This is a genomic window from Bradyrhizobium sp. 172 (assembly GCF_023101065.1).
GTDB lineage: Bacteria > Pseudomonadota > Alphaproteobacteria > Rhizobiales > Xanthobacteraceae > Bradyrhizobium > Bradyrhizobium canariense_D.
This window is the reverse complement of sequence record NZ_CP064701.1, coordinates 410,337-428,691: the sequence shown is the minus strand read 5'-3', so window position 1 is coordinate 428,691 and position 18,355 is coordinate 410,337. Positions and strand designations below refer to the sequence as shown.

General features: G+C 65.2%; 17 protein-coding genes. 5 read left to right on the top strand and 12 right to left on the bottom strand.

What is annotated here, in order from left to right; translation table 11 throughout:
• Nucleotides 1-61 precede the first annotated feature (61 nt).
• A complete protein-coding gene (locus tag IVB07_RS01930) occupies nucleotides 62-943 on the bottom strand; it encodes a branched-chain amino acid aminotransferase (RefSeq protein WP_247767454.1) in 882 nt (293 codons plus the stop codon).
• Nucleotides 944-1,060: 117 nt separating this feature from the next.
• On the opposite strand from IVB07_RS01930, the gene IVB07_RS01925 reads away from it, so the two are divergent.
• Complete coding sequence (locus IVB07_RS01925) at nucleotides 1,061-1,996, top strand: alpha/beta hydrolase (RefSeq protein ID WP_018452877.1); 936 nt, start codon at nucleotides 1,061-1,063, stop codon at nucleotides 1,994-1,996.
• Between the two features lie 48 nt (nucleotides 1,997-2,044).
• Here IVB07_RS01925 and IVB07_RS01920 read toward each other — a convergent pair whose 3' ends face one another.
• From IVB07_RS01920 to IVB07_RS01900, 5 genes are all read right to left on the bottom strand, one after another.
• Entirely contained in the window at nucleotides 2,045-2,290 is a 246-nt protein-coding gene (locus tag IVB07_RS01920; RefSeq protein WP_018452876.1) for a hypothetical protein, read from the bottom strand.
• 111 nt (nucleotides 2,291-2,401) lie between these two features.
• Nucleotides 2,402-2,962, bottom strand: a complete 561-nt coding sequence (locus IVB07_RS01915) for a carboxymuconolactone decarboxylase family protein (RefSeq protein ID WP_018452875.1) — start codon at nucleotides 2,960-2,962, stop codon at nucleotides 2,402-2,404.
• Nucleotides 2,963-3,064: 102 nt separating this feature from the next.
• Entirely contained in the window at nucleotides 3,065-3,652 is a 588-nt protein-coding gene (locus IVB07_RS01910; RefSeq protein WP_018452874.1) for a peroxidase-related enzyme, read from the bottom strand.
• Entirely contained in the window at nucleotides 3,652-4,140 is a 489-nt protein-coding gene (locus IVB07_RS01905) for a hypothetical protein (RefSeq protein WP_018452873.1), read from the bottom strand. The genes IVB07_RS01910 and IVB07_RS01905 overlap by 1 nt, the downstream gene beginning before the upstream one ends.
• Complete coding sequence (locus IVB07_RS01900; protein WP_039798756.1) at nucleotides 4,137-5,294, bottom strand: PLP-dependent cysteine synthase family protein; 1,158 nt, start codon at nucleotides 5,292-5,294, stop codon at nucleotides 4,137-4,139. The genes IVB07_RS01905 and IVB07_RS01900 overlap by 4 nt, the downstream gene beginning before the upstream one ends.
• Before the next feature lie 86 nt (nucleotides 5,295-5,380).
• Between IVB07_RS01900 and IVB07_RS01895 the strand changes: the two genes are divergently transcribed.
• From IVB07_RS01895 to IVB07_RS01885, 3 genes are read left to right on the top strand one after another with little or no spacing between them, the layout of a single operon-like run.
• The gene (locus tag IVB07_RS01895) at nucleotides 5,381-6,361 is read left to right on the top strand and encodes a LysR family transcriptional regulator (RefSeq protein WP_018452871.1); all 981 of its coding nucleotides are present in this window, start codon (nucleotides 5,381-5,383) and stop codon (nucleotides 6,359-6,361) included.
• The gene (locus tag IVB07_RS01890) at nucleotides 6,358-7,815 is read left to right on the top strand and encodes an NAD(P)/FAD-dependent oxidoreductase (protein ID WP_018452870.1); all 1,458 of its coding nucleotides are present in this window, start codon (nucleotides 6,358-6,360) and stop codon (nucleotides 7,813-7,815) included. The genes IVB07_RS01895 and IVB07_RS01890 overlap by 4 nt, the downstream gene beginning before the upstream one ends.
• A 25-nt stretch (nucleotides 7,816-7,840) precedes the next feature.
• Complete coding sequence (locus IVB07_RS01885) at nucleotides 7,841-9,145, top strand: citrate-proton symporter (RefSeq protein ID WP_026232412.1); 1,305 nt, start codon at nucleotides 7,841-7,843, stop codon at nucleotides 9,143-9,145.
• Between the two features lie 6 nt (nucleotides 9,146-9,151).
• On the opposite strand, the gene IVB07_RS01880 is transcribed toward IVB07_RS01885, so the two are convergent.
• On the bottom strand, nucleotides 9,152-9,616 hold the full coding sequence (locus IVB07_RS01880) for an Lrp/AsnC ligand binding domain-containing protein (protein WP_026232411.1): 465 nt from the start codon (nucleotides 9,614-9,616) through the stop codon (nucleotides 9,152-9,154).
• Nucleotides 9,617-9,778: 162 nt separating this feature from the next.
• On the opposite strand from IVB07_RS01880, the gene IVB07_RS01875 reads away from it, so the two are divergent.
• The gene (locus tag IVB07_RS01875; protein ID WP_085348408.1) at nucleotides 9,779-10,792 is read left to right on the top strand and encodes a 1-aminocyclopropane-1-carboxylate deaminase; all 1,014 of its coding nucleotides are present in this window, start codon (nucleotides 9,779-9,781) and stop codon (nucleotides 10,790-10,792) included.
• 202 nt (nucleotides 10,793-10,994) lie between these two features.
• On the opposite strand, the gene recQ is transcribed toward IVB07_RS01875, so the two are convergent.
• The 5 genes from recQ to IVB07_RS01850 all read right to left on the bottom strand — a co-directional run bounded on the left by recQ (nucleotide 10,995) and on the right by IVB07_RS01850 (nucleotide 18,098).
• Complete coding sequence (recQ, locus tag IVB07_RS01870; protein WP_018452866.1) at nucleotides 10,995-12,860, bottom strand: DNA helicase RecQ; 1,866 nt, start codon at nucleotides 12,858-12,860, stop codon at nucleotides 10,995-10,997.
• 121 nt (nucleotides 12,861-12,981) lie between these two features.
• Nucleotides 12,982-13,725, bottom strand: coding sequence for a polysaccharide deacetylase family protein (locus tag IVB07_RS01865; RefSeq protein WP_026232410.1), 744 nt, complete (start codon nucleotides 13,723-13,725; stop codon nucleotides 12,982-12,984).
• A 103-nt stretch (nucleotides 13,726-13,828) separates the two neighbouring features.
• Nucleotides 13,829-14,830: a homoserine O-succinyltransferase gene (locus IVB07_RS01860; RefSeq protein ID WP_018452864.1), complete on the bottom strand. Its 1,002-nt coding sequence runs from the start codon at nucleotides 14,828-14,830 to the stop codon at nucleotides 13,829-13,831.
• 12 nt (nucleotides 14,831-14,842) lie between these two features.
• On the bottom strand, nucleotides 14,843-16,144 hold the full coding sequence (locus IVB07_RS01855) for an O-acetylhomoserine aminocarboxypropyltransferase/cysteine synthase family protein (protein WP_085348411.1): 1,302 nt from the start codon (nucleotides 16,142-16,144) through the stop codon (nucleotides 14,843-14,845).
• 379 nt (nucleotides 16,145-16,523) lie between these two features.
• Nucleotides 16,524-18,098, bottom strand: a complete 1,575-nt coding sequence (locus tag IVB07_RS01850; RefSeq protein WP_018452862.1) for an amidase family protein — start codon at nucleotides 18,096-18,098, stop codon at nucleotides 16,524-16,526.
• Between the last annotated feature and the right edge of the window lie 257 nt (nucleotides 18,099-18,355).

The window sequence follows — 18,355 nt, the reverse complement described above, 5'->3', positions numbered from 1 at the left end:
GCCACGCGCTAACGCGCCTTGCTGCCACAACTCCGCCGTCGTACCGGCGAAGGTGGGGAAGCTACGCCGCCAGCTTCACTGCGTGGGCAAAGTCCCAATAGAGCTTGCGCGCGCGCGTGTAGAGCGGGCCCGGCTGCAGCTCGCGATCGTCGATGCGGATCACCGGCGCGACTTTTGCGAAATTGCCGGTCGAAAAGATCTCGTCGGCGGCGAGGAAGTCGGCGTAACGCAGCGTCTTCTCGACCACGGTGACGCCGTCGGCGCGAAGCAGGCTGACGACGCGCTGGCGGGTGATGCCGTTGAGGAAGGTGCCGTTCGGCACCGGCGTGTAGACCACGCCGTCCTTGGCCATGAACACGTTGGAATTGCCGAACTCCGCGACGTTGCCGAGCATGTCGAGCATCAGCGCGTTCTGGAAGCCGCGCGAGGCGGCCTCGGCAAGCGCGCGCGAATTGTTCGGATAGAGACAGGCGGCCTTGGCCTCAACCGGGGCGCATTCGGCGGTGGGCCCGCGGAACGGCGACAGCGTGATCGCGTTGCCGACCGGCTTTGGCATCGGCGCCTCGTAGATGCACAGGCACCAATCGGTGGTCTCGGGGTCGAACAGCACGCCGCCGCCCGCGCCGTTCCGCGCCCAGTACATCGGACGAACGTAGAGCTCGGCATTCGGCGCGAAGCGTGCGATGCCCTCGTTTGCGAGTGTCATCCAGGTTCCGGAATCGACCACCGGCTTCAGGCCAAAGTTGGATTGATTGGCGCGGGCGACGTGGCGGTCGAGATCAGGCGCGACGCCTTCGAACGCCCGCGCGCCGTCAAACACGACCGAGCCGAGCCAGGCCGCATGCGTGCGCGGGCCCATGATCGGCACATTGCCGTCGTGCCATTTGCCCTCGAAGAAGGTCCAGCTCGGCGAATATTCGATGGGCTTTTTGATCTCGGCCATGACCGGCCTCTCCCTTGGCGTGGTGCCGCATTATAGCGCCACTATTGGGCGCAATTTCTAAATGATTCCCTGCGGGAAAATGGTGAGTTACCCTCCCGCGAGGGGAAAGGAAGCACCATGCCGCTCGATCCGCTCGCAAAGCGCTTGTTGACCATGATGGCTGCGGCTGCGCCGCAGGCACGGAGCCGGCCGAGCGTGGAAGCACGGCGGCAATCATTGGCAAAGCTGATGCAGTTTGCGCGCGCCGATGCGCCTGACGTGCCGACGTCCGACGGCGTGCTGCCTGGTCCCGGCGGCGCGCTGCCCTATCGTCTCTATTCACCCGCAGGCGCCGATGATCGCGCGCCCGGCTTCGTGTTCTTTCACGGCGGCGGGCTCGTTGCCGGCAGCATCGCCACGCATGACCGCATCGCGGCGGCGTTGGCACATGCGACCGGTTGCCGCCTCGTCTCGGTCGATTACCGGCTGGCGCCAGAGCACAAATTCCCCGCCGCCGTGGACGATGCGATTGCTGCCACCGAATGGGTGGCGCGCGAGGCCGCATCGCTCGGCATCGACGCCGGGCGTCTGGTGCTCGGCGGCGATTCCGCCGGTGCAACGCTCGCTGCGATCGTGTGTCAGGAGGCGGCGCAGACAGCTGGTCTTTCCATCGTCGCGCAATGCCTGATCTGCCCGGTGCTGGATTTCGAGGAGGCCTCGCCTTCGCGCGAGGCGTTCGCCGAGGGCCACCTGATCGACCGCGTCACGATCGAAGCCGATCTCGCCGACTATCTGCCCGAAGCCTTGGACGCTGCCGATCCCCGCATCTCGCCCTTGCGCGCGACACGGCTTGCGGGCTTGCCGACCGCCATCATTCACACCGCGGAGTTCGACCCGATGCGCGACGAGGGCAATGCCTATGCCCGCAAGCTGCTCGCTGCGGGCGTCACGGTCGAGCACGTCTGCCACGAGGGCATGGTCCACAATTTCCACGCCATGGGCGCAATTCTGCCGCAGGCGCAGCTCGTGCTGTCGCAGATCGGTGAGCAGGTCAGGCGGGCGGTGGGGACGTGAAGCACCTGGTGTTGCCGCCTCCCGCAACGGGAGAGGAAAGAGAATGCCTCACGCTCTTGCCCCGATGACGGAACGCGCCGCCGCGACGTAGTTTGGCCAATGCGCATCCGCATAACGCTCGGCCTGTCGCGCGCAGGTGATTTCGGGCGCATGCGCAGCTGCGATCATGCGCGCAAAGCGCTCTTCGGCGACCGTCACATCATCGGCCGCGGTCGAGGGCGCGGCTCCAGCGGCGGTCGGCGCAACGGCGAGTCCCGCCAGTCCGGCGAGCAGGATGCGGCGTGACGTGTCCATGGCTGTCGTTCCCTCTTCATTGCACTTCGATCGTGACCGGCGAATGCATCGCCATGGCGGCGGCAGGGTACCGTGACGCTTCCGTCCAGTCCAGCAGCTGGGGCAGTGTGGTCAGTCCGGCACCGGCACGTCGAACGTGTTCAGCGTGACCGACACCATGCAGTAAACGCCGACGAGATAGGACAGTTCGGCCGCACCGTGCTCGCCGAATTCCTTGACCGCGGCCCGATAAGTCAGTTCCGGCAGCACGCCGCCGCTGACCAATGCGGACGCCACGTCGTAGGTGACGGCTTCCTGCTTGGTGAGATCGACCGGCCGCTGTCCGGCGACGATGGTCGCGAGCTTCTCGTCGGAGAGGCCGCGCTGCTCGGCAACCAGCACATGCGCATAGAGCTCGTAGCCGGAGCGGAAATGCGAACCGGTGACGAGGATCGCGACCTCACGCACCGGAGCCGGCAGCAGCGGGTTCGCCGCGATCGCCTTGACCAGCTCCCACACAGGCTTGCCGAAGCGCGGCTCGCGGATCCATGGATTCCAGGGCCCGAGCAGCGCGCCGTCGTCGCGCATGTTCACAAAGCCCTTGAAGTGGTCCTTGATGCCCGCTCGCATGTCGTCATAGAGCGGCTTCTGTTCGGCACTCAGGTCTTTCGGATCGAGAATGGGAAGGCGCACGGCAGGTCTCCTCGTTAAGAAGCCGCGAAACTCGCCCGCAGGCGCTCGCAAGGCAAGTGAAGTTGCCGTGACATTCGGTTTGGGGCGAGCCGATGGCGTCGGTTACGATGCTTCCGGCCGCACCAGCGGCTCGCCCAGCGTATGCATCAGCCGGTTGGCCCAGCCGAAGATCGCGGCCGACAGCACCAGGTCGAGCTGCTCAAGCTCGCTCAGCCCGGCCTCGCCAAGTGCGTGCGCATCGTCTGCGCTCGCTTCGATCGGAGTCGTCGAGAGTTTTGTAGCGAAATTGAACAATGCCTGCTGGCGCGTCTCCAGCGTGGCATCGCGCTCGTCGGCAAAGATCTCCTCGACGACCTCTTTGCGCCCGGAGTAATTGATGAAGCGTGAGGCGTGCACGGCGGCGCAATAGATGCAGCGGTTGACGACCGAGGCACTCAGCGCGCCGAGCTCGCGCTCCGCCGGGGACAGGCCGTCCTTGCCATACATAATGAGGTTGAACAGCGGCGAGCGCACCGCGAGCGACTCCGGGTCATGCGCCAGCGTCAGCACGTAAGGCGAGACGCCCTTGTTGGAGGGGGTGACCTTCATCGCCGCGAGCTGCTCGGGCGTTGCCGAGGCGAGCTCGACTGGCGTGACATAAGGCGACCAGGTCGGGACCGTGGTGGTGAAGCTATGGACGACCTCGCTCATCAGGCTTCGACCTCTTTCAGGAGCCTGAGGCCGGCCAGGACCCGCAGCTGGTAGTTCACGAAGGCGCCAAGCTCGGACAGCCGCACGATATCGGCCTCGCTGACGCCGGCCACCTTCAGCGCCGCAATGTCCTGTCGCGTCGCCTCGCGCGGCGAAAGCGTCAGCAGATCGACGTGGCGGGCCATGGCATCGTGAAGAGGATCGCCGCACACACCGCCGGGCCGGGTGAGCACGGCCAAATCAAGATCGCTCGAATGCGCCAGGTAGGATTCGTAATGCGCGATCAGCGCCCCGTCGCCGACATGACGGCACATCCGCGCCGCGAGTGCCGCCCGCAAGCCGTGGCTCAGACCGCCGGGCTCGCGCGGCAGCAGCACCGCGTCATGGGCCGCTTCGCTGAGGCGCAAAATCTCGGTGCGGGCGTTCAGAGCGTGGCCGAGCCGCGACGCCGCGGGCACGCCGACAATGGTTTCGATCAGCGTGGTCAAGCATTGCTCCGCGAGCTCTGTGGATTGGCGACGTCCTCGACGGCGAGCGCCGGCGGCTGCGCCGTATCGAGAAACGCCGACAGGGCAGCCTCGATCGGCATCGGATCAAGGCCGCGAGCTTTCAGCCACGTGGGATCATAATAGGTCTGCCGGTAGCGCTCGCCGGAATCGCAGATCAGCGTGACCAGCGATCCGGTTTGACCGGCGCTGCTCATCTCCGAGGCAATGCGGCACAGCGCCAGGAAATTGGTGCCGGTCGAGCCGCCGACTGGCCGGCGGAGCCGGCGCGACAGCACGTTCATCGCTGCGATCGTTGCGACATCCGGGATCTTCATCATGCGATCGACGACGCCCGGCACGAAGGAGGGTTCGCAGCGGGGCCGACCGACGCCTTCGATCAGCGAAGGCCGCTCGCAAACATGGGAGCGGTCCTGCGAGCGGAAGCAGTCGAAGAAGGCGGAATGCTCGACATCGGCAACGCAGAGCCGCGTCGGGTACTGGCGATAGCGCAAATAGCGTCCGAGCGTGGCCGAGGTGCCACCGGTGCCCGCCCCCATCACGATCCAGTCCGGCAACGGACGCGTCTCGCCCTTCAATTGCGTGAAGATCGATTCGGCGATGTTGTTGTTGCCGCGCCAGTCGGTGGCGCGCTCGGCGAAAGTGAACTGGTCCATATAGTGGCCGTTCAGGCGGGCGGCGAGCGCCGCCGCTTCCGCATAGAGTGCACGACCGTCATCGATCAGATGGCAGTTGCCGCCATAATGCTCGATCGCGGCGATCTTCTCCGCCGATGTCGTGCGCGGCATCACGGCATAGAAGGGCACGCCGATCATCTGTGCGAAATAGGCTTCCGACACCGCGGTCGATCCCGACGAGGCTTCCACCACGGGCGTGCCTTCGCGGATGTGGCCGTTGCAGAGCGCGTAGAGGAAGAGCGAGCGCGCGAGCCGGTGCTTCAGGCTGCCGGTCGGATGCGTGGACTCGTCCTTCAGATAGATGTCGATGCCTGATAGCGCCGGCACGATCAGCCGGATCAGATGCGTGTCGGCGGTGCGGCACTGGTCGGCCTCGATCGCCGCCACGGCCTCATCGACCCAGCCGCGCCGATAGGCCGGTCCGGCCGGATTGTGGTGGCGAAAGGGGTTCGGCTCCATCGACATGACCCTCAACTTCTCATAATGCCTATTGCACATCAAGAAATATTGTTCATTCTATATTCGCATAATGCGGGCACCAGACCATGAACCAGGACGTTATCGACATTCGCCTTCTCGAGGCCTTTGCCGCCGTGATGTCGGCCGGCAGCATCACGGGTGCGGCACGGTTGCTCGGCCGTTCGCAGCCGGTCACGACGCGTCAGATCCAGGATCTCGAGGCTGACGTCGGCTATCTCCTGTTCACCCGGAATGGCCCGCGCATCAGCCCGACGCCGAAAGGCGTCTTGTTTCATGCCGAGGTCGAGCGGCTTCTGATGGGCCTGAAGCACATCCGCCAGCGCGCCAACGCGATCGGCGCGGGTGCGCTTCCCGTGCTCAGCCTGGCGGCGATCCCGGCGCTGGCGGCCGGCTTCGTCCCGGCTGCGCTCGCAGCGCTCGAACGCGAGTTGCTACCAAGCCAGATCCACGTGCAGGCGCTCTCGGCCGAGAATGTGGTGCAATCGGTGCTGTCGCAGTCGGTCGATTTCGGTCTTGCGAGCCTGCCGATCCAGCATCCCGGGCTCGACGTGCAGTGGGTCTGCGAGGTGCCGTGCGTTGCGTGCCTCGCGTTGGATCACCCGCTGGCGAAGAAGAAGGTCATTCGCCTGAAGGACCTTGGTGGCGTCCGGCTGCTGACGATGGCCAACCCCTACCGGCTTCGCCGCCGCGTGGAGGAGGCGCTGGAGCGTGAAGGTGTCGTGCCCGCTGGGGTCATCGATACCAACGCTTCCCTGACGGCGATTGCCATGGCCAAGCAGTCGCTCGGCATCGCCGTGGTCGAGCCGGTGCTGACGTCCAGCCTGCCGGTTGAAGGCGTCGTCACCCGGCCGTTGGACGTGTCCATTTCGTTCCTGTTCGCCGCGATTGCGCCGACCGGGCGCGAGCCGACGCCAACGGTTGCCGCACTCAACGGCGCACTGCGCGCCGCGGTCGCGCTGATGCCGGGCGCAAGGCTGCATAGCGGCGCCACCGCGCTAGCCGAGGCCGGCGACGAAACCAGTCAATTCGAGAAAGCTTCCTCATGACGATGACACCTGGTGCGGCGGGCCTCGGGGCACTTGAAGCGCGCCTGAAGCAGGATCTGGCCTGGCTCGAACTGCCCGCCAAGTCATGGGTGCCCCGCCGCGTCGTCGATGGCGAGGGTGTCTTCGACGTCGTCATCGTCGGTGCCGGCATGGCCGGCCTTGTCGCCTCCGCCATGCTCAAGCGTCTCGGCGTCGACAACCAGCTCGTGCTCGACCGCGCGTGCGCAGGCGAGGAAGGTCCCTGGGTCACGTTCGCGCGGATGCGGACGCTGCGCTCGCCCAAGGAATTGACCGGCCCCGCGATGGGCATGCCGGCGCTGACCTTCCGCGCCTTCTACGAAGCGCAATATGGCGAGCAGGCGTGGCAGGCGCTCGACCGCGCGCCGCGCACGGTATGGATGGATTACTTGATATGGTACCGCAAAGTGCTGGGCCTGCCGGTCCGCAACGGGGTCTCGGTTGCGCGTATCCACGCGCGCCCCGATGAATTGTTCGCTCTCGACATCAGCGAGAGCGGCACGTCGCGACACATTCTCGCCCGGCATGTCGTGCTGGCGACGGGGCGCGACGGCCTCGGCGGCGCTTACGTGCCGCCGCTCGCCGACGGCATCGACCGGCGCTTCTGGGCGCATTCCGCCGATCCTATCGACTTCGAAAAGCTCCGCGGCAAGCGCGTCGCCGTCGTCGGCGCGGGCGCATCCGCGATGGACAACGCGGCGATGGCGCTGGAGTCGGGCGCCGCGCGCCTCGACCTCTTCATCCGGCGCGCGGACATCCCGCGCGTCAACAAGTTCACCGGTATCGGCAGCCAAGGGGTCGTGCACGGCTTTGCCGGCCTGACGGACGACTGGAAATGGCGCTTCCTCGATCACACGCTGAAAGCGCAGACGCCGCCGCCGCGGCAGAGCGTGCTGCGCGTCTCCGCCTATCCGCAGGCGCATTTCCATCTCGCAAGTCCGATCGATGATCTCGTCGTCAAAGAGGATCATCTCATGGTGACGACGCCGAAGGGCCGCTATGCGACCGACTTCATCATCTTCGGAACCGGCTTCAAGGTCGACCTCGCGTTGCGCGACGAGCTTGCCGCGTTTGCGCCGCATATCCGCTTCTGGAGCGACCGCTTCCCGACGCCTGACGGCATGGACAATGCGGAGCTGGAAAACTCGCCCGACCTCGGCGACAGCTTTCAGTTCCTGGAGAAGCAGTCAGGCGCCTGCCCGATGCTGGCACGGCTGCACTGTTTCAACTATCCGGCGACGCTGAGCCACGGAAAGCTTTCCGGCGATATTCCCGCGATCAGCGAGGGCGCCGACCGGCTCGCGCGCGGCATCGTCCGCCGCCTCTTCGTCGAGGATCGCGAGATTCATTTCGCCAACCTCAAGGCCTTCGCAACGCCGGAACTCGTTGGCGACGAATGGCAGGATGCCGACGCCACCCATCAACTCGCCGAATAGGCGCAACCGGACAGGCAAGCGAGAGATGCAGACGAACAGGAAAGCCATCGTGGCCGCGGTCGCCGGCAACGCAATGGAGTGGTACGACTTCACCGTGTTCGCGCTGATGACACCGGTCATCAAGAACCTGTTCTTTCCGGTCGACCCGAAAATTCCGGGCAGTGAGATCAACGCGCTACTGCTGACGACCGCGCTGTTCGGCACCGGCTTCTTCATGCGACCGATCGGCGGCCTCGTGCTCGGCTATTTCGGCGATCGCAAGGGGCGGAAAGCGGCGATGACGCTCGGCATGGGCATCATGGCGCTGTCGGTCGCGCTGTTGGCATTGACGCCGACCTACGCCACGGCCGGCATTGGGGCACCCCTGATCGTGCTGCTGGCGCGGCTGTTACAGGGCTTTTCGGTCGGCGGCGAGTTCGGTACCTCGACCGCCTATCTGATCGAAGCGGCGCCTCCCGGCCGCACCGGCTTCTATGGCTCGTGGCAGATCGCCGGCCAGCTCATGGCCAACGTGCTCGGCGCAGTGCTGGGCGCCGCCCTGACGCTGACCTTCACGCAGGAGCAGCTTGCCGCCGGCGCCTGGCGTATTCCCTTCTTCGTCGGCCTCGTGATCGTTCCGATCCTGCTCTATATGCGCGCCAGCGTCATCGAGCCCGAAGCGTCCCGGCGCAGCATGGCGACGGTGCACAAGGAGGATTTCATCGCCGCGCTGAAGAATCCCGGCCGCAATTTCCTGATCGGCATGGGCATGGTGGTGGCGAGCGCCGTGTCGTTCTACGTCACCTTCGGCTACACCGTGACGTACGCCAAGGAGGTGCTGAAGCTGCCGCTGATGCAGAGCTTCCTGGTTCAGATGATCGCGGCGATCGTGATGGTGATCGTCGTCCCCATTGCCGGCGCCATCTCCGACCGCTACCCGCGCAAGCCGCTGCTGCTGGTCTCGCTCATCGGCTATTTCGTCTCGCTCTATCCGCTCTATAGCTGGGTGATCTCCGAGCCGTCGATCGCAAAGCTCCTGGTCGCCCAGGTCGTCATCGGCTGCTTCAGCGCCTTCTTCCTCGGCGTCTACTGCACCACGCTGGTCGAGCTGTTCCCGATCCGGGTCCGCTCGACCGCGCTTGCCATCGTCAACAATGTCGCGGTGCTGGTATTCGGCGGCTTTGCCCAGTTCTTCGTGACATGGCTGATCGCGCTCACCGGCTCCCCGTTGGCGCCGATCTTCTATGTGATGATCGGCGTCGGCCTCGGGCTGATCGCGGTGATCGCGATGCGGCCGGAGGACGCCGGCCGGGAGCAGGTCGCGGACGGCATCGTCGAACAAGCGTTGTGAGGCCGCTCAAAACTCCAGCGGCGCGTTGTCGACGACTTCCTTCATCACGAAGAAGGTGCGGGTCTGGCGCACGCCGGGCAGCGCGATCAGTTGCTCGCCGTGGATACGGTTGAAGTCCTCCATGTCGCCGACGCGGATCTTGAGGAAATAGTCGAAGTCGCCGGCGACGAGGTGACAGTCGAGCACGAATTTCAGCCTGGTGATCGCCTGCTCGAAGATCGCAAAGCTCTCCGGCGTCGAACGGTCGAGCACGACCCCGACCATCACCAGCGTACCCTTTGCCACCTTCTTCGGCGCGACGATGGCGCGGACGGCGGCGATGAAGCCGTGCTCGAACAGGCGCTGGGTGCGGCGATGGCAGGTGGCGGGACTGATGGCGACGGTTTCGGCCAGCTCGGCGTTGCTGAGCCGGCCGTTATTTTGCAGCAATCGCAACATCTTAAGGTCGACACGATCAAGACGAGCGGACATGGAAGAAGCTTCCGTTCTTAGTACCTAGTCCGAAGGAATACCACACATCTCGTCCATTATCGCAAGATCATCCGCAATAGAGGCGCAATATTTGAAAGCACCTTTTTGCAGAGCGATGCTAGCATTTTTGGAGACATTAACGCCAATCGGGATGACCTGACGATGCTCGAAAAATTCGCGCGCTATCCGCTGACCTTTGGTCCGACGCCCATCGAGAAGCTGGAGCGGCTGTCAAAGCATCTCGGCGGCAATGTCGAGGTCTATGCCAAGCGCGAGGACTGCAATTCCGGCCTCGCTTATGGCGGCAACAAGCTGCGCAAGCTCGAATACATCATCCCCGACGCGATCGCCTCGAACGCCGACACGCTGGTCTCGATCGGTGGCGTGCAGTCCAACCACACCCGCATGATCGCGGCCGTCGCGGCCAAGATCGGCATGAAGTGCCGCCTGGTGCAGGAGGCCTGGGTGCCGCACGAGGACGCCGTCTATGACCGCGTCGGCAACATCATGCTGTCGCGCATCATGGGCGCCGACGTGCGCCTGGTCGACGACGGCTTCGACATCGGCATCCGCAAGAGCTGGGAGGACGCGATCGAGGAGGTGAAGGCGGCGGGCGGCAAGCCCTATGCGATTCCCGCCGGCGCCTCCGTGCACAAATTCGGCGGCCTCGGCTATGTCGGCTTCGCCGAGGAAGTGCGCAAGCAGGAAGCCGAACTCGGCTTCAAGTTCGACTACATCGTGGTCTGCACCGTCACCGGCTCGACCCATGCCGGCATGCTGGTCGGCTTCGCCGCCGATGGCCGCGCGCGAAAGGTGATCGGCATCGACGCCTCCTTCACCCCGGCGCAGACCAAGGCGCAGGTGCTCTCGATCGCACAGAACACGGCCAAGCTCGTCGAGCTCGGCAAGGATCTCGTCGCCGACGACGTCGTGCTGATCGAGGATTATGCTTATCCCGCCTACGGCGTGCCGTCGGAAGAAACCAAGGAGGCAATCCGCCTCACCGCGCGTCTCGAAGCCATGATCACCGACCCCGTCTACGAGGGCAAGTCGATGCAGGGCCTGATCGATCTCACGCAGAAGGGCTATTTCGAGAAGGGCGCAAAGATCCTCTACGCCCATCTCGGCGGCGCGCCGGCGCTGAACGGCTATGGATATGCGTTCCGGAACGGCTAGCGCGTCGGTGATGTGAGGCGGCGCGCACCTCCCGACGAGTGTCGTCCTGGCGAAAGCCAGGACCGATTACCCCGACTGCCAATTGTTGAAACACGCTGAGGCAGTCAGCGTGCCTTTTCCTACGGCCCGTGGCTATGGATCCCGGATCGGCGCTCCGCTTCGCTGCGCTTGTCCGGGATGACGGCGGAGGTGTGCCCGCGCCCTACCGCGTCCTGACGATCTGCAGCAGCTCGTCGCCGTAATGCTCGAGCTTCTTGTCTCCGATGCCGGGCACATTGCGCAGTTCGTCCAGCGTGGTCGGCCATGCGCGAACGATGCCGTCGATGGTGGCGTCATGCAGCACGACGTAGGCCGGCACGCCACGTGCGCGGGCAATGTCCGAGCGCCACGCTCGTAGCCGCGCGCGCAATTCAGGATCGACATCGCCCTGCGGCGCGTCGGCTGCCGGGGCCAGATCACCGCGGCGGGACTTGGCGCGGCTCGAACGGATCCGGACGCCGGGCGCCTCTTCGCGCAGCCACACTTCCGTTTCGCCCCGCAGCACGCCGCGCGACGAATCCGTCAGCTTCAGCGCGCCGAACGATTCGCTGTCACTCAGCAAATGTCCCATCGCCACGAGCTGCCGCAGCACCGTACGCCACTGCTTCTCGTTGAGCTCGCGTCCGATGCCGAAAACGGTGAGCTTGTCGTGACCGAACTGCGTCACCTTCTCGGTCAGGCGTCCGATCAGCACGTCGATGAGGTGCATCGCGCCGAAACGCTGCCCGGTGCGATAGGCACAGGATAGCAGTTTTTGCGCCAGCACCCTGCCGTCGCGCATTTTCGGCGGCGTCAGGCAATTGTCGCAATTGCCGCAGCCCTCGCCCATCACGATCTCGCCGAAATAGGCGAGCAGCCGCCGGCGCCGGCAGTGCGGCGTTTCGGCGAGGCCAACGAGCGCATCGAGCTTGCCAATCGAGACCCGCTTGAATTCGTCGGAGCCGCTCGACTCGTCGATCATGCGGCGCTGCTGCACGATGTCCGAGAGACCGTAGGCCATCCAGGCCGCCGACGGCTTGCCGTCGCGGCCGGCGCGTCCTGTCTCCTGGTAATAGGCCTCGATGCTCTTGGGTAGATCGAGATGCGCGACGAAGCGCACGTCCGGCTTGTCGATGCCCATGCCGAAGGCAATGGTCGCGACGATGACGATGCCGTCCTCGTTGAGGAAGCGGTCCTGGTTGCGCGAGCGCACGCTGCTGTCGAGCCCGGCGTGATAGGGCAATGCGGCAATGCCGGCGTCGTCGAGCGCCGCGGCGACCTCCTCGACCCGTTTGCGGGAGAGACAATAAACGACGCCCGCATCACCTGCGTGACGCCCCCGGATGAAATCCTTGAGCTGCGACACCGCGTTGCGCTTGTCGACGATCTCATAACGGATGTTGGGACGATCGAAGCTGGAGACGAAGTGCGGACTGTCTGCAAGCTGAAGCCGCTCGACGATCTCCTTGCGGGTCAATTCGTCGGCAGTCGCGGTCAGCGCGATGCGCGGCACGTCGGGAAAGCGCTCGGCGATGATCGACAGGCCGACATATTCGGGGCGGAAATCATGGCCCCATTGCGAGACGCAATGCGCCTCGTCGATCGCGAACAGCGCCACCTTCGCCCGCGCCAGCAGCGCCAGGCAGCGCGGCGTCAGCAGCCGTTCCGGCGCGACATAGAGCAGGTCGAGATCACCCACGATCAGGCGCCGCTCGATGTCGGAGGCTTCCTGCGGGGTCAGCGACGAGTTCAGCGCGGCCGCGTTGACCCCGGCTTCGAGCATGGCGGCGACCTGGTCGCGCATCAGCGCAATCAAGGGCGACACCACGACACCGCAGCCTTCGCGCAGCAGCGCCGGCAATTGATAGCACAGCGACTTGCCGCCGCCGGTCGGCATCAACACCAGGCAATTGCCGCCGCCGGTGACGTGCCGGATGATCTCGCCCTGCGCGCCGCGGAACCCGGGCAGGCCGAACACCGAACGCAGCACCGACAGCGCATCGCGGCCCTGGGCCGGCGCAGGCAGCGGAGCGGTGGAAGGAGAGGACATGGGCATGTCGGGGTGAGGCCGTGAGATTCGTCACAAGGCCAGTCGCATGACCGCGCAGGCGTGGCAAGGCTGTTTGCTCCGCAGGACGCCGCCTTCCACCCTTCGTGGGAAGAAAACTTTCTTACGCCCCGATCCTCCGCAGCGCTTCCGCGACCGTCACGATCGGCATGTCGCGCCTCGCGGCGGCCTGCAGCGCATGGCGCATCAGGTCCGGCGTGCAGCCATACGGGCTCGGCGCGTTGGCGACGTCATGACCGTAGAAGATCAGCCATCCGCCGCTCTCGACCGCCTCGTCGAAATAGCCATCGACACCCGTCGTATTGATCTCGCGATCGACCAGGGGCGAGGCCCGCAGGAACTGGAGATCGATGACGTCGCGATTGACGCCGGGAAGGATGCCGCGCGCCGAGCGGAAGGTCTTGGCGAGCTGCGGCTTGCGCCACACCGACGCGATGCCATAGGGGTAAGCAAAATTTTCGAGCGTGATCGAGGAATCGATGCCGCGAAAATGGCTGCGGTTTCGCTCGATCTCGCGGGCCATGGCGGTCTCGTCGAGATTGACCGCACTCTGGTGCGAGAAGGTGTGGCACGCAATCTCGTGCCCCGCCCGGTGAAGCCGCACGATCGCGTCGTTCGACAGGCCGTGCCAATGGTCCGAGGGACGATCGACCAGGCTGCCCGCGAGATAGAAGGTACCGCGGCCGCCATGCTGCTCCAGAAGCTCGGCGCCCTCGCCTGCGGCGCTATCGGGGGCATCGTCGAAGGTGAAGCTCACCATGGGCGCATGCGCGGGCAGACGGTGCGGCGCGGCACGAAAGTGCCGGGCCAGCCGATTGCTCACGCGTCCCTGGAGTGCCGACCACACGACTCGCATTTCCTGTCTGCCCCGCCGTCACTGAAGCATTCGTGCGCCGCTCGAGGCAAGCTACACACTTCGTTAGTCCTAACGTCGATGCCGTCGTCCCGACCTAACGTGCAAGCACCGACGCGTCGGTCCCCGCGCCGAGATATTGCAGCCAGTTCCGGAACAATGCCGCCGCGGCGCTGCCCGCGGCAATATCGGCACGCAAATTCAGCGCGGGCAGCTCGTTGCTGAGCGCGGGGTGGCGCTGGTGCCTTGCCTGTTTCTCGAAGCGGACCAGCTTCTCTTCGGTCGAAGCGTCAAAATAGCTCACGGGCAGATGCGGATAATTGTCGCGCTCACGCGCGAGATAACGGCCGATGTCGCGCAGATATTCACGCTGAAGCGACAGCGCGTCATATTCCGGATGGCCCTGGAAGAACACGAATCGGCTGGCATATTGGCGGACGAAGGTATCGACGCCGGCCTTTGCCGAACGCGTCAGCACCTGGTAGCCGGCCTCAACGAGGTCGCTCTCGGCGATCTCGTTGAGACGCGAATGCGAGACCTTGAGGGGAGCGGGCGCGGCCCGCGTCAGCGGATCCCTGGTCACGGCTTCGCAGTCGAAAATGCCGTGACATTTGGCCGGCAGCGGCCGCCGTTCGATGCGGTCGAGATGCAGCACCGCGGCATGCGCAGCGAGGCACGACCAGATCGTCGAGCGCGTGTTGACCTTGGCCCAGTCGATCAGCTCGGTGAGATCGCGCCAATACGGTTCCTGGTCGAGCTCAGGCGCGATCGGCTCGGCGCCGGTCACGATCAGGCCGTCGAACCTGTGGCGTCTGAGCTCGGTGAGTTCCGAGTATTCGCTCTCGACATGCCATCTCGCTTCCGGCGAGCGCTTCACCGAAGGCAGCGAGAAGCAGTGAAAGCGGATGCGGCGCGGACCTGCTGCGGCTTGCAGCAGCTTCATGAATTGCCGCTCGGTCGCCTTCAGCGCCGGATCCGGCATGTTGTTGATCAACCCGATCGTGAGCTCGGTGCCGCCGGGCTCGCGCGCCAGATCGCCCGCTCCCGGCACCAGCGCCGGGCTCGATATAGCTTGATCCCTGTCGATCAGGATCGTCATCGGCGCAGCCGCCTACTCCGCGGCCTGGAGGCGCGCGGACGGGCAGGCCTTTTCCAGTGCCTGATCGAGGTCCTCGATGATGTCCTGGCAATGCTCGATGCCGATCGACAAGCGGATCGTTTCCGGCAAAACGCCGGCGACCCGCTGCTGCTCCGCCGACATCTGCCGGTGCGTGGTCGAGGCCGGATGGCAGGCCAGCGACTTGGCATCGCCGATATTGACGAGGCGCGTGATCAGCTTCAGCGCATCGTAGAAGGACTTGCCGGCTTCCATGCCGCCCTTGATGCCGAAGGTGAACAGCGACGAGGCGTTGCCGTCGAGATATTTCTGCACCAGCGGATAATAGGGACTGTCCGGGAAGCCGGTGTAGTTGACCCAGGCCACGCGCGGATCCTTGCGCAGGAATTCGGCGACCTTGCGGGCGTTTTCGCAGTGGCGCTCCATGCGCAGCGCGACGGTTTCGATGCCCTGGAGCAGCAGGAAGGCGTTGAACGGCGACAGCACCGAACCCATGGTGCGCTGATAGATGCTGCGCGCGCGCTCGATATAGGCTGTGCGGCCGAAGCGCTCGGCATAGACGAGGCCGTGATAGGAGGCATCCGGCTTGTTGTAACCGGGGAAGCGGTCGGCGTGCTTGGCCCAGGGGAAATTTCCGGAGTCGACGATGGCGCCGCCGAGCGTGGTGCCGTGACCGCCCAGAAACTTGGTCAGCGAATGCACGGCGATGTCGGCGCCGTAATCGAACGGCTTGAGCAGGATGGGCGTTGCAACGGTATTGTCGACGATCAGCGGCACGCCGTGGGCGTGGGCGACCTTCGCCAGTGCTTCGATGTCGCAGACATTGCCGGCGGGATTGCCGATGGTTTCGGCGAACACGGCGCGGGTGTTCTCGTCGATCAGCCTTTCGATTGCCTCGGGCTTGTCGCTCTCGGCGAAGCGGCCGGTGATGCCCTGCCGCGGCAGGATGTGCGAGAGCAGCGTATGCGTGGTGCCATAGAGCTGCGGCACGGAAACGATGTTGCCGCCGTGATCGGCGACGTTGACGAAGGCGAAATGCAGCGCGGCCTGCCCGGTCGCGACCGCAAGCGCGCCGACGCCGCCCTCGAGCTCCGCGATACGCTTTTCCAGCACCGCGCTGGTCGGATTGGCGATGCGGCTGTAGCGATAGCCTTCGGTCTCGAGATTGAAGAGCGCCGCGCCGTGATCGGCGCTGTCGAAGGCGTAGGCCGCGGTCTGGTAGATCGGCACGGCAACCGCGTGCGTGGTGGCTTCGGGCTCGTAGCCGGCGTGAATAGCGATCGTCTCGTTGCGCATCGTGCCACCTCCGCGTGGAGCGGGCCGCACTTATTGGCCTGTATGAGGCATGTGCGTTGTCCGCCGTCCCTCTGTTAGAGGCGGGTGGTAAAGCGGACAATAATTCGTCTAGAGATCGAGGAAGTAACCCTAACGGTTGTTGGGGAATTGGCTAAAATTCAAGTCAAATTGGATTAATGAAGTTTTGCGGTTGGCGGCAGCGAACACGCTGCACTCCCTTCTCCCCTTGTGGGAGAAGGTGGCGCGAAGCGCCGGATGAGGGGTCTCTATCCATACGGCCAAGCTTGCGTTAGCGGAGAGAGACCCCTCACCCGTCTCGCCGCTGCGCGGCGAGCCACCCTCTCCCACAAGGGGAGAGGGAAACAACTTCGCTGCCCTATCAGTCCATCTGTTCCCACAGCCGATGGGCGAGCACGCCGGCGCGCTTCTCGATCGCGGCCGCTGCATCGAGCGCGAGATCCTCGCGATAGCGCCCGGCAATGAGCTGCACGCCGATCGGCTGGCCATCGTGCAGCGTCACCGGCACCACGGCGCCCGGCAGGCCCAGCACGTTGATCGCGGAGATGAAGCGGATCTCGCCCCAGAAAATCTCGCGCACGCGCTGGGGGCTGACAGTGTCCTCGCGCGGGCTAGGCGTCGGCTTCACCGTGGTCGGTGCCAGCACCACCGGATACTCCTCGAAGAACAATTGCCAGGCGCGAATGTGGCCGTTGCGCGCGGCGGTCGCCTGCATCCAGGCCTTGAGGTCGAGCACGTTGGCCTTGGCTTTCATGCCGCCCCACGCCTTGTGGAAGTCTTCCGACGTCACCTTCAGCATGCCGGCCTCCTGCATCACCATCGTCTCGTTGGTGATGATGTCGCACCAGGTCTGCCAGACGCCGTCGATGTCGGGCACATCGACCTCGCTGACGCGATAGCCGGAACGCTCCAGGTGATCGGCGGCCTGACGCAACGCCGCCGCGACGTGCGGATCGACGTCCATGTCTTCAGGAATCCTGGCGAGCGCGACCTTGATCGGCCCCTTCGGCTTCGGCCCGACCAGCGGCGCCGGTACCCACCAGGGATCGCGCGGATCGCGCTGGCTCATCACCTCCAGCGCGAGCCTGACGTCGGCGACGTGGCGGGCGAGCGGCCCCTGCGCCGACATCAGATGCGCCAGCATCGGCCGCTCGGCGGTTGCGCTTGCGTTGAAGGCCGGAATACGTCCCTGCGTCGGCTTGATGGTCGCAACGCCGTTGCAATGCGCCGGCCAGCGCAGCGAGCCGCCGATGTCGTTGCCGTGCGCGATGGTGCCTATGCCGGCGGCGACCGCCGAACCCGCACCGCCCGAGGAGCCGCCGCAGGTGATATTGGGATCCCAGGGATTGAGCGTCAGCCCGTGCAGGGGATTGTCGGTGAAGCCGCGGAAGGAGAATTCCGGCGTGTTGGTGAGGCCGATGATGATCGCGCCAGCCTTCTTCAGGTTGCGCACCACCGGCGAATCCGACGGCGCGATGAGGTCCTTGTTGGCGGGGACGCCATTGAAGTTCGGACGGCCCTCGTAGTCGACGTTCTCCTTGATCGTGATCGGTACGCCGTGCAGAAGGCCGAGCTCGCCGCCCTTCGCGCGCCGCTTGTCGGCCGCATGCGCCGCGGCCAGCGCCTCCTCAGAGAGATCGACGACAACCGCGTTCAGTCGCGGATTGACGGCCCGCATCCGCTCGAGATGCGCCTCGACGGTCTCGACCGCCGAGATGGCGCTGGAGCGGATGGCGGCTGCGGTCTCGACCGCCGACCATTGCCAGGCCGGGCCTTTTGGGCGGCGTGGTGCCGATGATTTGCGCGGAGCTGCCTGCTTGACCGGCTTGGTTGCAGCCTTCGCGACCTTGCCCTTGCGAACGGCGCTTGTCTTGCTGGAGGTCTTCGCTGCTTTCTTCGCAGCAGATTTCTTCCTGGTCGCCGTCTTCTTCGCCACGTCGCATCTCCTCACATTGCGCCGCGGAAGTTATGGAGGTCACGCCACCGTGTACAGGCGCGTTTCTGCATGGCGCGACTTCACGACGCGTTGTGGCGGCCGAAGGCGCGCGAGAGACGCTCATGCACCTTTGGGGCTTTTCCCACGACGCATGTACTGGTTGAATGATGGAATAAACTGCGGCCAGGTTGCCGCATCGCGACCGGGTTTTGACGCCGCCATTTGGACAGCGGCAATTGGAGCGGACACGGGGCTGA